General features: G+C 69.5%; 10 protein-coding genes. 5 read left to right on the top strand and 5 right to left on the bottom strand.

The genetic code is table 11. The features are described from left to right. Window positions 1-163 precede the first annotated feature (163 nt). Entirely contained in the window at window positions 164-1,126 is a 963-nt protein-coding gene (locus FFK22_RS03065) for a complex I NDUFA9 subunit family protein (protein WP_138887211.1), read from the top strand. Window positions 1,127-1,142: 16 nt separating this feature from the next. Here the strand turns inward: FFK22_RS03065 and FFK22_RS03060 are convergent, their stop codons facing one another. The 3 genes from FFK22_RS03060 to FFK22_RS03050 all read right to left on the bottom strand — a co-directional run bounded on the left by FFK22_RS03060 (window position 1,143) and on the right by FFK22_RS03050 (window position 4,176). Further along, window positions 1,143-2,156, bottom strand: a complete 1,014-nt coding sequence (locus FFK22_RS03060; protein WP_138887212.1) for an alpha/beta hydrolase family protein — start codon at window positions 2,154-2,156, stop codon at window positions 1,143-1,145. A gap of 68 nt (window positions 2,157-2,224) precedes the next feature. Continuing rightward, the gene (locus FFK22_RS03055; protein ID WP_138887213.1) at window positions 2,225-3,775 is read right to left on the bottom strand and encodes a glycosyltransferase family 39 protein; all 1,551 of its coding nucleotides are present in this window, start codon (window positions 3,773-3,775) and stop codon (window positions 2,225-2,227) included. A 92-nt stretch (window positions 3,776-3,867) separates the two neighbouring features. Then, window positions 3,868-4,176: an antibiotic biosynthesis monooxygenase gene (locus tag FFK22_RS03050; RefSeq protein WP_138887214.1), complete on the bottom strand. Its 309-nt coding sequence runs from the start codon at window positions 4,174-4,176 to the stop codon at window positions 3,868-3,870. A 113-nt stretch (window positions 4,177-4,289) separates the two neighbouring features. Between FFK22_RS03050 and FFK22_RS03045 the strand changes: the two genes are divergently transcribed. From FFK22_RS03045 to gltB, 3 genes are all read left to right on the top strand, one after another. Further along, on the top strand, window positions 4,290-4,940 hold the full coding sequence (locus tag FFK22_RS03045) for a hypothetical protein (protein WP_138887215.1): 651 nt from the start codon (window positions 4,290-4,292) through the stop codon (window positions 4,938-4,940). Window positions 4,941-5,431: 491 nt separating this feature from the next. Beyond that, window positions 5,432-6,874 carry an NAD(P)-dependent oxidoreductase gene (locus FFK22_RS03040; RefSeq protein WP_138887216.1) on the top strand — a complete coding sequence of 481 codons (1,443 nt, stop codon included), beginning with the start codon at window positions 5,432-5,434 and terminating at the stop codon, window positions 6,872-6,874. A gap of 23 nt (window positions 6,875-6,897) precedes the next feature. After that, entirely contained in the window at window positions 6,898-11,469 is a 4,572-nt protein-coding gene (gene gltB, locus FFK22_RS03035) for a glutamate synthase large subunit (protein WP_221938344.1), read from the top strand. 4 nt (window positions 11,470-11,473) lie between these two features. Here gltB and FFK22_RS03030 read toward each other — a convergent pair whose 3' ends face one another. Together FFK22_RS03030 and FFK22_RS03025 are read right to left on the bottom strand one after the other, a co-directional pair. After that, window positions 11,474-12,961: an FAD-binding oxidoreductase gene (locus FFK22_RS03030; protein WP_138887218.1), complete on the bottom strand. Its 1,488-nt coding sequence runs from the start codon at window positions 12,959-12,961 to the stop codon at window positions 11,474-11,476. 54 nt (window positions 12,962-13,015) lie between these two features. Then, a complete protein-coding gene (locus tag FFK22_RS03025; RefSeq protein ID WP_138887219.1) occupies window positions 13,016-13,402 on the bottom strand; it encodes a tautomerase family protein in 387 nt (128 codons plus the stop codon). A 118-nt stretch (window positions 13,403-13,520) separates the two neighbouring features. Between FFK22_RS03025 and FFK22_RS03020 the strand changes: the two genes are divergently transcribed. Then, window positions 13,521-13,631: LysR family transcriptional regulator (locus FFK22_RS03020; protein ID WP_143956791.1), on the top strand; the 111-nt coding region annotated here is incomplete at its 3' end.

The following is a 13,631-nucleotide window of genomic DNA, read 5'->3' as shown; positions in this document are numbered from 1 at the left end:
CCCGGCGAACGGCGCGGAATATCGTGCCCGGCTGATGGCTTGTCAAGCGCCTGATCCGGCCCTCCGGCGTTTTTCCGCACCGGTCGTTTGAAACCTCCGGCGGCTCGGATATAAGGGGGCCGGGCCGCAGCCAGGGCGGCCTGATCGGCTCGCAGGCGGTATCATGACGGACTTCATCGGCCAAAAGACGGTCACCCTTTTCGGCGGCACCGGATTCGTCGGCCGCTACGTGGCGCAGATGCTGGCCCAGCGCGGCTGGCGCATCATCGTCGCCTCGCGCCATCCCGACCGGGCCCTGCCGCTGAAGACGGCGGGCGCGGTCGGCCAGGTCGTGCCGGTCTTCGCCGACATCCGCGACGACGGCTCGGTGGCCGCCGCTGTGGCCGGGGCCGATGCCGTGGTCAACCTGGTCGGTATCCTGTTCGAGCGCGGCAAGCAGCGCTTCGACTCCATCCATGGCGAGGCCGCCGGCCGCGTCGCCCGCGCCGCGGCGGCCGCCGGCGCCAGCCGGTTCGTCCAGATCTCGGCGATCGGCGCCTCGGCCGACAGCCCGTCCGCCTATGCCCGCACCAAGGCGGCGGGAGAGGCGGCGGTGCGCGCGGCGGTCCCGGGCGCCGCGATCCTGCGGCCGAGCGTGATCTTCGGGCCCGAGGACGGCTTCTTCAACCTGTTCGCCGGCCTCGCCCGCACGGCGCCGTTCCTGCCGCTGTTCGGCGGCGGCACCACGAAGTTTCAGCCGGTCTATGTCCAGGACGTCGCCGCCGCGGTCGTCGCCTGCCTGGAGCAGGACGGCACCGTCGGCCAAGCCTATGAGCTCGGCGGCCCGCGGGTCTACAGCTTCCGCGAGCTGATGGAGCTGACTTTGCAGCAGACCGGCCGGAAGAAGCGCCTGGTCTCGCTGTCCTGGGGCATGGCGGCGTTCGAGGCGAAGCTGCTGGGCCTGCTGCCGAAGCCGCCGCTGACCCCGGACCAGGTGGTGCAGCTCAAGATCGACAACATCGTCGCGCCGAGTGCCAAGACGTTAGCCGATCTCGGCATCCAGCCGACCCCGGCCGAGCTGATCCTGCCGAGCTATCTCGACCGCTACCGCCCCGGCGGCCGTTTCGGCAACCGCATGGTCGCCTGACACGACCTACATCGCCCTACCCCTCCGTCAGCGCCCGGGCCAGGAAGGGCAGGCTCTCATCCATCCGGTAGTCGACCGAGGAGTGGTTGTCCGGGAACTCCTCGTAGCGGTGCTTCACGCCCAGCCGCTCCAGCGACCGGTGCAGCCGGCGGGCGCCGTAGACCAGGTTGAACTGGTCGATGTCGCCGCAGTCGATGTACAGGCCCTTCAGCGACTTCAGCGCATCGGCGTGCCGGTCGGCGAGCAGCGCCGGATCCCATTCCAGCCAGTTGGCCCAGCGCTCCTCGATCAGCTCGCAGGTGTCGGGGTTGACCGGCAGCCGGATGCCGAGGAACTGCGACGGGTCCGGGTCGTAGGTCGCGGCCATCGCCAGCCACATCAGGATGTGCAGGTCGGCATCCTGGATCTTGTTCGCGGATTCCAGCGACGTGATGAAGCGCTCGATCGAGCCTTCGTGCTTGGCCAGCGTCCGCAGCACATTCGGCATCTCCAGCAGATAGGCGAGCTCGAACGCCATGTCGCCGGAATGGCACGCGGCCGCGCTCCAGGTGTCGGCGCGGCGCATGGCGTGGATGATCGAGCCGTAGCCGCCGGAGCTCTTGCCGAACACGCCGCGCCGGCCGGGTCCGCCGCAGCCGAGCCGCGACTCCACCGCCGGCAGCATCTCGTCGATCAGGAAATCCTCCCACCGGCCCATGGCGGCGGAGTTGATGTACTGGTTGCCGCCGAGCCGGGTGAAGCAGTCGGGGAAGGCGATCACCACCGGCGGCAGCTTGCCCTCGGCGATCAGCCGGTCTGCCCGTTCCGGCACGTTCTCGCCGAAATTCTTCCAGTTGGTGTGGACCGGCCCGCCGGCGGTGAAGCCGACCAGGTCGACCAGCAGCGGCAGGCCCCGCCCGTCATGCCCGGCCGGGGTGTAGAGATCGACTCGCCGCTCATGCGGATCGCCCAGCAGGTTGTCCCGCAGCGCCCGGCTGTCGATGGTGAAGCTGTCAACCCGCCCGCGCGGGGCGGTGTGGTTCTTGCGCATGCGTTCGCTCCCGATGGGTTGTTGCCGCCAGCCTAGACCGAGTCTCGGTGCGGTGCACCTCGGGGCCGTCAGAATGGCCGCAGCCGAATCGGCTCGGTCGGCAAGGTCTGTCCCGGCTTCACGAAGACCACGACGAAATCGAAGGCCTGTCCGGTCACGCCGCGCAGCCGCTTGGCAAGGCTGAACTCGGTGCGCCAGGTGTCGAGCCCGTCGTACTTCGCCGCTTCGTCCAGGCACCATTCGTCCTCCTTCAGGCAGATCACGGCCAGGCCGTCGCGGCGCAGCCGGTCGGCGTCGATCCAGGGGGCATAGGCTGGGGCGAAGGCGGTGAAGTCGGTCGGATGGTCCGGGCTGTAGAAGGTCGCGCCCAGGGCGTAGCTCTCGGTGCCGGCGACGATGGCCAGCGTCGTGCCGATCTTCTTGCGCCACAGCGCCGTCACCCGATGGGCCACCTGCCGCCGCGGCTCGGCCGCGTGCTCGATGTCGTGCCGCAGGGTCCAGGTCCCGGCCAATGGCGCTGCCGCGAGCAGCAGCATTCCCGCGCCGCCGGCCAGCAGCGCCAGCCGGCGCAGCGCCGCCCGGTCGATCGCCAGGCGCAGCCATACGATCGCGGCCAGCGGCGACAGGCTGAAGATCGGGATGGCGAAATGGGTGTTGATCCGCACCGAGAACACCAGCGCGATCAGCACCGTCAGCAGGAACGGGCCGAGGGCGAAGATCGCCAGAGCGCGGCGATCGCCCACGGGGGGCAGGGCAGGCCGGTCCTCCGGCGGCGCATCCCGCCCGCGCCGCCGCAGCCAGGCCAGCGCCAGGCCCAGCAGCGCGTGCAGGGCGGCGCAGCCGGCGACGAACACCGCGGCCTTGCCCAGGATCTCCAGCGGCCTGGAACTGCCCTTGCTGGCCATGTATTGCAGCGGGCCGATGGCGGCGTGGAGATGCCACAGCACATGCGGCGCCATCGCCGCGGCGAACACGGCGATCGCGACATAGGGGGCAAGGCTGGCGAAATAGCGGCGGCGGTCGGGATGGGCCAGCGCCGCGGCCAGGCAGCAGGCCAGGATGATGCCGCTGTAGTATTTCGACAGCATCGCCGCGGCCGCCGCCAGGCCCAACGCTGCGGCGTTCGCCGCGGCGCTCGCTAGGTCGCGCCGGTCGAAGGCGCGCAGGAACAGCAGCATCACCAGCGGCCACAGCGACAGCAGCACCGAATTGGCGTTGAAGTTCAGCGATTGCACCGTGGCGAAGGGCAGGGCCTCCAGCAGCAGCACCGCCGCCAGCCGGGGCGGTCCGGACAGGTACCGGCCGGCGATGGCCCAGACCGCGGCCAGGCCGATCGCGGCATTGACTGCGCACAGCAGGTAGAAGGCCCAGTCGGCGGTCGGGAACACGCTGAACCAGCCATGCACCACCCAGGCATAGAAGGGCGGGTGCTTGTAGGTGCCGAGCGGCATCTCCTGCGCCCAGGAGAAGGCCTCGGTCATGTCGTTCTGCAGGTCCGACGGCGCCAGGTACAAGAGGCAGAACGCGGTCCACAGCACGACATGCGCCGCCAGCAGCAGCAGCAGGTCGCGGGTATCGCTGTCGGAGCGGCGAAGCGGGGCGCTGATCGCGATCGACATGGGCGGGCGGAGGCAATGGAACCGGCCCGAGCCGTTAGGCCCGGCCGGGACCGGTGTCCAATTACCTCTTGGTATGCCGCCGGCCGGCGGGATCAGATGATTCCGACCTCATACGCCGTCTCATAGCCGCCCGGCACGGCGCTTTCGAGCAGCGGCTGGACCCGCGCCACATGCTCGGTGAAGCGCGGATCCTGGCGGAAGCGCTGGGCGTCCTCGGCGGTCTCGAAGGCAGTCGCCAGCACCACGCTGCGGCCGTCGAGCGACCGGAACAGCCGGCCGCCGCGCAGACCCTGCACCTGGCCGCGCACCCGGTGGTGCTGGGCCAGCTGCAGTTCCATGAACTCCTCGAACCGGCCGGGCTTCGGCGTGATCACGCTGATCGAGACATAGGGCTTGGTCATGGTCGGCTCCGCATGAAGGAGCCACCCTGCTAAAGGTTCAAGCCGGCTTGAGGTCAAGGCCGGAAACGCGATTGCAGTAGTATTATCGGCCTTTCTCGTTCATGATATGTTCTATGGACATGGCCCAATCCGACTCCGACGAGGTCAAGCCGACCGATCCCGACATGAAGTGGACGGGGTGGGCGCTGGACAAGCTGCGCGAGATCGTCGACCTGGACATCAGCACCAAGCGGGCGATCGCGCGGGAGCAGTCGCAGATCCTGCGGGGGTCGCAGATGCCGGACTACGCGCTGATGCAGTCGCGGCTGTCGCGGTCGGTTCGGCTGTCGATCGCGATGACCGAGCGGATCCGCGCCGACTACCTGATGCGCAAGGACAAGCGGAAGGAATCGGGCGAGCAGGAGCGCCGGCGGCAGCGGCGGGAGCAGGCCGCCGACTCCGTCGCCGAGGCGGTGGGCCAGCCGGACGAGGCCGGGGACGTCGAACGCGTGCGGTCGATGGTGTGGGAGACGCTGGTCGAGGACGAGATCCTGGACGCGCAGTTCGACACGATGTCGCCCGAGGAGTTCCTGCGCGAGGTCTGCCGCAAGATCGGCCGCATGCCGCCTCCGGACCCTCCGCCGCAGGGCGGGGACGAGGACGCCGAGGCGAGAACCGATGACGCCCTCGCCGATTGCGAACCCGCACAGGATTGGCCCAAGGCGCCGGACGAGTCTGCCGCTGGCCGGCCCCTGCCCAAGCCGCCGAAATCGGACAGCAGCTGAGCGCCCCCGGTTGTCCAGCGTGTCCTCTCGCGACAGTTCGGATTGTTTTTGCCTCTCCTCCCCGGGCTTGACCCGGGGATCACGGGAGAGGTCGCAGGCGCTTGCGCCTCCCGGGTGAGGAGACTTTTCTCGAGGCCGGCGCCCGCCCAGGTCTCGCTGCGCGAGCCCGACCGCTCCTCCCCGGAGACCCGCGGGAAGAGGCAACGCAAAGGGCGCCTACCCTTCCTCCGACCTTCTACGGGAACAACGATCGTCAAAAGAGACCGCTGAGAGACATGATTTTCCGATAGTGCCGATTCGGTCATAATTTTCTTGAAACAATAGTGCTGAAACGCTGCTCCATCTGCGAACGGCTCTTAACAACGCGAAATTAGTCAACAAATATGACCTAATCGCGAAAAACTGCTCGCCAGGGTCTGCCGAAATCCGTAAATGTCGCGTGGCCCCGCCGTTGCGGGGCTGTCCGACTCCGCGTGACCAGGGAGCCGCCCATGGCGACGAAGATGCTGCAGTTCGTGAAGACCGCCGGCGAGATGCCGTCGAAACGGACTGCCGAGATCCGCCGGCAGGACTGGCTCGAGGTCTACGGCCCCTATGTCCGGCAGAAGGCCGAGGAGCAGTCGTCGCGCTGCTCGCAATGCGGCGTGCCGTTCTGCCAGGTGCATTGCCCGCTGCAGAACAACATCCCGGACTGGCTGAAGCTGACCGCCGAGGGCCGGCTGGAGGAGGCTTACGAGATCTCCTCGGCCACCAACTCGATGCCCGAGATCTGCGGCCGCATCTGCCCGCAGGACCGGCTGTGCGAGGGCAACTGCGTGATCGAGCAGTCGGGCCACGGCGCCGTCACCATCGGCTCGATCGAGAAGTACATCACCGACACCGCCTGGGCCGAGGGCTGGGTCAAGCCGCCGGTGCCGCTGCGCGAGCGCGGCCAGTCGGTCGGCATCATCGGCGCCGGCCCGGCCGGCATCGCCGCGGCCGAGCAGCTGCGCCGGCTCGGCTACCAGGTCCATCTCTACGACCGCTACGACCGGGTCGGCGGGCTGCTGATCTACGGCATCCCCAGCTTCAAGCTGGAGAAGGAGATCGTCGCCCGGCGGGCGCAGTGGCTGGCCGATGCCGGCATCACCCTGCACCTCAACTTCGAGATCGGCCGCGACGCCACGCTGCAGGAGCTGCGGTCGCGCCACGACGCGGTGCTGATCGCCACCGGCGTCTACAAGGCGCGCGACTTCCAGGCCCCGGGCTCCGGCCTGAAGGGCATCGTCGCGGCGCTCGACTACCTCACCGCCTCGAACCGCACCGGCCTCGGCGACGACGTGCCGGGCTTCGCCGACGGCACGCTGAACGCCGCCGGCAAGCGGGTGGTGGTGATCGGCGGCGGCGACACGGCGATGGACTGCGTCCGCACCGCGGTGCGCCAGGGCGCCGTCTCGGTGAAGTGCCTGTACCGCCGCAACCGCGCCAACATGCCGGGCAGCCAGCGCGAGGTGCAGAACGCCGAGGAGGAGGGCGTCGAGTTCGTCTGGCAGGCGGCGCCCGAGGCCTTCCTGGGCGACGCCTCGGTCAGCGGCGTGCGTGCCCATTCGATCCATCTCGGCGTCGCCGACGCCACCGGCCGGCAAAGCCCGGTGGTGATCGAGGGGTCGGCCCACACCATCGAGGCCGACCTGGTGGTCAAGGCGCTGGGCTTCGACCCCGAGGACCTGCCGACCCTGTTCGACGCGCCGGGCCTGCCGGTGACGAAGTGGGGCACGGTCCGGGTCGACCACAAGACCATGATGACCGCGGTCGAGGGCATCTTCGCCGCCGGCGACATCGTCCGCGGCGCCAGCCTCGTCGTCTGGGCCATCCGCGACGGCCGCGACGCCGCCGCCGCGATCCACAGCCACCTCGCCGCCAAGGTCGCCGTTCCGGCGGTCGCGGCGGAATGACGCCAGCCGGAAGGAGCCAGCTCATGAGCCAGTTTGAGAAGACCCCCGGCCAGCGCTTCGTCGAGGACTACCAGGCCAATGTCGCCCGGCTGACCGCGGCCCATGCCTATGACCCGGCGGAGGAGCACGACGCCTGCGGCGTCGGCTTCATCGCCACCCTCGACGGCAAGCCGCGGCGCGAGGTGGTGCAGGCCGGCATCGACGCGCTGAAGGCGGTGTGGCACCGCGGCGCGGTCGATGCCGACGGCAAGACCGGCGACGGCGCCGGCATCCATGTCCAGATCCCGCAGCAATTCTTCCACGAGCATGTCGAGCGCGTCGGCCACCGGCCGATGCAGGGGCTGATCGCGGTCGGCCAGGCCTTCCTGCCGCGCACCGACCTGGAGGCGCAGGAGAAGTGCCGCTGCCTGGTCGAGGGCGAGATCCTCAACTTCGGCTACTACATCTACGGCTGGCGCCAGGTGCCGATCAACGTGGCGATCATCGGCGACAAGGCGAACGCCGCCCGGCCGGAGATCGAGCAGATCATGATCGGCAACCCCAAGGGGGTGCCGGAGGAGCAGTTCGAGCGCGACCTCTACGTCATCCGGCGGCGGATCGAGAAGGCGGCGCAGGCCGCTGGCATCGCCGATTTCTACCTGTGCTCGCTGTCCTGCCGGTCGATCATCTACAAGGGCATGTTCCTGGCGGCGCAGCTGACCGATTTCTACCCGGACCTGCTGGACGAGCGCTTCGTCTCCAACTTCGCGATCTACCACCAGCGCTATTCGACCAACACCTTCCCGACCTGGCGCCTGGCCCAGCCCTTCCGCATGCTGGCCCATAACGGCGAGATCAACACGCTGAAGGGCAACACCAACTGGATGCGCGCGCATGAGACGCGCATGGCCAGCCCGGTGTTCGGCGACGCGATCCAGGACATCAAGCCGGTGATCCAGGGCGGCAGCTCGGATTCCGCGGCGCTCGACGCGGTGTTCGAGGTGATGGTCCGCGCCGGCCGCAACGCGCCGCTGGTCAAGGCCATGCTGGTGCCGCAGGCGACGCCGGCCGACGCCGACATCCCGGACGCGCACCGCGCCTTCGTCAGCTATTGCAACGCGGTGATGGAGGCCTGGGACGGGCCGGCCGCGCTGGCCATGTATGACGGCCGCTGGGTGATGGGCGGCATGGACCGCAACGGCCTGCGGCCGATGCGCTACACCCTGACCCATGACGGGCTGCTGATCGCCGGGTCCGAAGCCGGGATGGTCCGGCTCGACGAGAGCCGGATCGCGGAGAAGGGGCGGCTCGGGCCCGGCCAGATGCTGGCGGTCGACCTGGGCGAAGGGCGTCTCTACCACGACCGCGAGATCAAGGACGTGCTGGCGGCGCGCCAGCCATTCCAGGACTGGACCAAGCGGATCAAGGTGATCGACGGGCTGATCCGCGCCGGCGGCGAGGGCACCGAGGCGGCGATGAGCCGCGAGGAGCTGCGCCGGCGCCAGGTCGCCATGAACATCACCATGGAAGACCTGGAGCTGATCCTGCACCCGATGGTGGAGGACGCGAAGGAGGCGGTGGGGTCGATGGGCGACGACGCGCCGATCGCCATCCTGTCCGACCTGAACCGGCCGCTGCACCACTTCTTCCGGCAGAATTTCAGCCAGGTCACCAACCCGCCGATCGACTCGCTGCGCGAGCGGCGGGTGATGAGCCTGCGCACCCGGCTGGGCAATCTCGGCAACATCCTCGACGAGGATGCCAGCCAGTGCGACCTGCTGCAGCTCGACAGCCCGGTGCTGACCAACGCCGAATACGAGGCGATGCGCGCCTATATGGGCGCGACGGCGGCGGAGATCGACTGCACCTTCGATCCGCGGGCCTCGGGCGAAGGTGGGGGCGAGCACGCCCTGCGCGACGCGCTGCGCCGGATCTGCCGCGAGGCCGAGGACGCGGTGCGCGGCGGCGCCACCCACATCGTCCTGACCGACCAGCATGTCGGCCAGGACCGGGTGGCGATCCAGATGATCCTGGCCACCGGCGCCGTCCACACCCATCTCATCCGCCAGTCGCTGCGCACCTTCACCTCGCTGAACGTGCGGTCGATGGAATGCGTCGACGTGCACCATTTCGCGGTGCTGATCGGCGTCGGCGCCACCACGGTGAACGCCTATCTGGCGCAGGAGGCGATCGCCGACCGGCAGCGCCGCGGCCTGTTCGGCGACCTGTCGCTCGACGCCTGCATGAAGCGCTACCGCCAGGCGGTGGATGACGGGCTGCTGAAGATCATGTCCAAGATGGGCATCTCGGTGATCTCGTCCTACCGCGGCGGCTGCAACTTCGAGGCCGTCGGCCTGTCGCGCTCGCTGGTCGCCGAATACTTCCCCGGCATGCCCAGCCGCATCTCCGGCATCGGCATGGCCGGGCTGCAGATGAAGGCGATCGAGATGCACGAGGCGGCGTGGAACCGCAGCGTGGTCACCCTTCCGATCGGCGGCTTCTACCGCTACCGCCAGGGGCAGGAGCGGCACGCCTGGGAAGGCCAGATGATCCACATGCTGCAGCAGGCGGTGGCGACCGACAGCTATTCCCTGTACCGCAAATACTCGGACCTGATCCGGCGCCAGTCGCCGGTGGCGCTGCGCGACCTCCTGGACTTCGTGCCGGTGCGCGAGTCGGTGTCGATCGACGAGGTCGAGAGCATCACCGAGATCCGCAAGCGCTTCGTCACACCCGGCATGTCGCTCGGCGCGCTGGGGCCGGAGGCGCATGGCACGCTGAACGTCGCCATGAACCGGATCGGCGCCAAGTCGGATTCGGGCGAGGGCGGCGAGGACCCGGCCCGGTTCCGCCCGGACAAGAACGGCGACAACTGGAACTCCGCGATCAAGCAGGTCGCGTCGGGCCGCTTCGGCGTCACGGCGGAATACCTGAACCAGGCGCGCGAGCTGGAGATCAAGGTCGCCCAGGGCGCCAAGCCCGGCGAGGGCGGCCAGCTGCCCGGCTTCAAGGTGACGGTGGAGATCGCCAAGCTGCGCCACGCCACCCCGGGCGTGATGCTGATCAGCCCGCCGCCGCACCACGACATCTACTCGATCGAGGACCTGGCCCAGCTCATCTACGACCTGAAGCAGATCAACCCGGACGCCAAGGTCACGGTCAAGCTGGTCAGCCGCACCGGCATCGGCACCATCGCCGCCGGCGTCGCCAAGGCCAATGCCGACATCATCCTGATCTCGGGCCATGTCGGCGGCACCGGCGCCTCGCCCCAGACCTCGCTGAAATTCGCCGGCGTGCCGTGGGAGATGGGCCTGTCCGAGGTGCATCAGGTGCTGACCCTGAACCGGCTGCGCCACCGCATCCGGCTGCGCACCGACGGCGGCATCAAGACCGGGCGCGACGTGGTGATCGCCGCGATCCTCGGCGCCGAGGAATACGGCATCGGCACCGCCAGCCTGATCGCCATGGGCTGCATCATGGTCCGGCAGTGCCACTCCAACACCTGCCCGGTCGGCGTCTGCACCCAGGATCCGGAGCTGCGGGCGAAGTTCAGCGGCACGCCCGAGAAGGTGGTGAACCTGTTCAGCTTCATCGCCGAGGAGGTGCGCGAGATCCTGGCCCAGCTCGGCTACCGCTCGATCAACGAGATCGTCGGCCGGACCGAGCTGCTGCGCGAGGTCAGCCGCGGCGCCGCCCATCTCGACGACCTCGACCTCAACCCGCTGCTGGCCAAGGCCGATCCGGGCGAGCATGCGATGTACTGCACGCTCGAGGGCCGCAACCCGGTGCCGGACACGCTCGACGCGCAGATGATCGCCGACGCCCGGCCGCTGTTCGAGCTCGGCGAGAAGACCCAGCTGACCTACTCGATCCGCAACACCCACCGCGCCGTGGGCACGCGGATGTCGGCGATGATCACCCGCAAGTTCGGGATGACCGGGCTGCAGCCGGGCCATGTCACGGTGCGGCTGCGCGGCAATGCCGGCCAGTCGCTCGGCGCCTGGGCGGTGCAGGGGCTGAAGCTGGAGGTGTTCGGCGACGCCAACGACTATGTCGGCAAGGGCCTGTCCGGCGGCACCATCGTGGTCCGGCCCTTCGCGGCGTCGACGCTGAAGACCAACGAGAACACCATCATCGGCAACACGGTGCTGTACGGCGCTACCGCGGGTAAGTTGTTCGCGGCGGGCCAGGCGGGCGAGCGCTTCGCGGTGCGCAACTCCGGCGCCGTGGTGGTGGTCGAGGGCTGCGGCTCGAACGGCTGCGAATACATGACCGGCGGCACCGCCGTGATCCTCGGCCCGGTCGGCGACAATTTCGGCGCCGGCATGACCGGGGGCATGGCCTTCGTCTACGACGCCGAGGGCAGCTTCGCCCGCCGGGTCAACCCGGAGAGCGTGCTGTGGCAGCGGGTCGAGACCCGGCACTATGACGACCAGCTGCGCGCTCTGATCGCCGAGCATGTGCGCGAGACCCAGAGCGCCTGGGCCGCCTCGATCCTGCACGACTGGCCGATCGAACGGTCGAAGTTCTGGCAGGTGGTGCCGAAGGAGATGGTGTCGCGGCTGCAGCACCCGATCCACGGCGAGGACGAGGCGCTGCGGATCCCGGCGGAGTGACCGGTCAGGCCGTGGCGTAGCGCTGGTACAACCCGTTGCGGAACACGCCCTGCGGGTCGTGCCGGCGCTGCGCCGCGACCACCTCGTCCCAGGCGGGGTAGGCGCGGCGCAGCTGTTCCGCGGTCGCGTGCAGCCGGTAGGGCAGGTAATAGGTGCCCCCGGCGTCGAGCGCGGCGTCGATCAGGCCGCGGGTCATGCGCTGCATCCGCTCCTCCCCGGCGGCGGATTTCTCCTGCACGAACAGCATGACCAGGCCGAACACGTCCTCGCGGGCATAGGCCAGGGCGCTGCGGTCGTCGCGGCGGACGTCGCGCACCGTCACGTTCAGCAGGTTGCCCTCGTCGCGCCGGATCACCGCGCGGGCCGCCTGGGCGAAGTCCCACAGCCGGGCCCGCGGCACGAAGTACTCGTGCAGGATGTCGGTCGATCCGGCCTCGCGATTGGCGAAGACCGCCGCCGGCTCGTTGAGCAGGCTGTTGCGGCTGGTCCGCTCCGCCAGCCACGGCCCGGCCTCGCGTTCCAGCCACCAGCGCAGCGCCTTGCCGGTGTCGCTGCCGGCGGCGTTGCGGAACACCAGCCGCTGCATCCCGCCATGGTCCAGAGCGGGCAGGGGCAGCACCGCGCCGCCGGTCTCCGGCACCGGCACGTACCAGCCCAGCACCGCCTCCTCGAACAGGCTGCCGGGATCGACCGATAGCCGGCCATAGGCCATCTCCACCGGGGCGACCACCCGCTCGGCGAAGGCGGCCGCGTAGTCCCGGGTGGGCATGGCGGCGAAGTCCGGCACGTAGAGCGCGTTGGGCAGCACCGTGATCTCGGCCTCCAGGATCACCCCGAACAACCCATAGCCGCCCAGCGCCAGGCCGAACAGCTCGTCGCCCGGGCCGCACTCCACCACCGCGCCGTCGGCTGTCAGCAGCCGCAGCCGCCGCACCGTCCCCGCGGCCGGCGGGCTGTTGGCGTGCCAGCCATGGGCGTTGACGCTCAGCGTGCCGCCGATGCTGAAGTCGTTGTTCGACTGCATCACGGCGGGGGACAAGCCGGCGGCGTTCAGCGCCGGCACCACGTCGCGCCACAGCGCCCCGCCGCCCACCCGCATCACCCGCGCCTCGGCGTCGATCGCCAGCCCGTTCAGCGGCAGCGCGTCCAGCACCCAGCCGTCGCGCAGCAGGCTCTGCCCGCCCATCGAATGGCGCGCGCCGGACACGGCCAGGCCCGGCTCCTGCCCGGCGGCGATCCGCTGCAGCAGCGGCGCCAGCTGCCTGGCCGCAGCATCCGGCTCCGCCTCGGCGAAGGCGACGCCGCGCACCGGCGTCGGGTTCAGGCCGCTGGCATCGTCCAGCAGGGTCCGGGGCGGGGCTGGAGGCGGCAGCTTGGCCGCGTCCGACAGGCGCTGCAGCCAGGCCCCGCCCACGCCCCCCAGCGCCGCCGCGCCCAGCGCCACGGCACCCGTCGCCAGCACGCGTCGGCGCGTCGATCCCCTCCTGGCCATGATCCCCCCGCATCGTTCCCCTTCGGTGCTTGTATTACCGGAAGGGGCGCGGGATTATGGCGAGACGTATTGCGCGATGCCGTTGCCGAAGGACCAGTTCTCCTTCGCCACCTCGACCAGGTTGATGAACACGTCGTCGCCGCGCAGCCCGGGGCTCTCGGCCAGCCGGTCGGCGATGCGGCGGTACAGCGCCTGCTTCTGCTCGACCGTGCGGGTGTTGTTGGCGGTGATCTGGATGAACACGACGTCGCCGGTCCGGGCCAGGCCGGGATAGGCCGGGTCATAGTCGAAGCCGGTGTCGTCATGCTCGTGCACCAGGATGAAGCGGTCGTTCTCCGGCACGTTGAAGGTCTCGCGCATGGCCAGGTAGACACCGTCGCGGATGGCCTTGATGTGGCCGGCGGGCTTGCCCTTGCGCAGCGAGATCCGGACGAGGGGCATGGCATGTCTCCGATGTCGGGCGGCTGGTGCCGCGATGCACCCTATCTACCGCAGGCTTGATCATTTCGGAATGAACTCGATATCACTAACAATGATGATGATCTGAAATGATAAGGCCATGCGCTCCCTCGACCTCGACGCCGTCCGGGCCTTCGTCCTGGTCGCCGACCACGGCAGCTTCACCCGGGCGGCCGACGCGCTCGGCGCCACCCAGTCCGGCATCAGCCTG

It is taken from the genome of Mycobacterium sp. KBS0706 (assembly GCF_005938675.2).
In the GTDB taxonomy this organism is placed as follows: Bacteria; Pseudomonadota; Alphaproteobacteria; order DSM-16000; family Inquilinaceae; genus Inquilinus.
This window is presented reverse-complemented; position numbering and strand designations above follow the sequence as displayed.

Coding starts and splice junctions, on each gene's coding strand:
- FFK22_RS03065 (WP_138887211.1), top strand. CDS start 164: ATGACGGACTTCATCGGCCAAAAGACGGTCACCCTTTTCGGCGGCACC.
- FFK22_RS03060 (WP_138887212.1), bottom strand. CDS start 2,156: ATGCGCAAGAACCACACCGCCCCGCGCGGGCGGGTTGACAGCTTCACC.
- FFK22_RS03055 (WP_138887213.1), bottom strand. CDS start 3,775: ATGTCGATCGCGATCAGCGCCCCGCTTCGCCGCTCCGACAGCGATACC.
- FFK22_RS03050 (WP_138887214.1), bottom strand. CDS start 4,176: ATGACCAAGCCCTATGTCTCGATCAGCGTGATCACGCCGAAGCCCGGC.
- FFK22_RS03045 (WP_138887215.1), top strand. CDS start 4,290: ATGGACATGGCCCAATCCGACTCCGACGAGGTCAAGCCGACCGATCCC.
- FFK22_RS03040 (WP_138887216.1), top strand. CDS start 5,432: ATGGCGACGAAGATGCTGCAGTTCGTGAAGACCGCCGGCGAGATGCCG.
- gltB (WP_221938344.1), top strand. CDS start 6,898: ATGAGCCAGTTTGAGAAGACCCCCGGCCAGCGCTTCGTCGAGGACTAC.
- FFK22_RS03030 (WP_138887218.1), bottom strand. CDS start 12,961: ATGGCCAGGAGGGGATCGACGCGCCGACGCGTGCTGGCGACGGGTGCC.
- FFK22_RS03025 (WP_138887219.1), bottom strand. CDS start 13,402: ATGCCCCTCGTCCGGATCTCGCTGCGCAAGGGCAAGCCCGCCGGCCAC.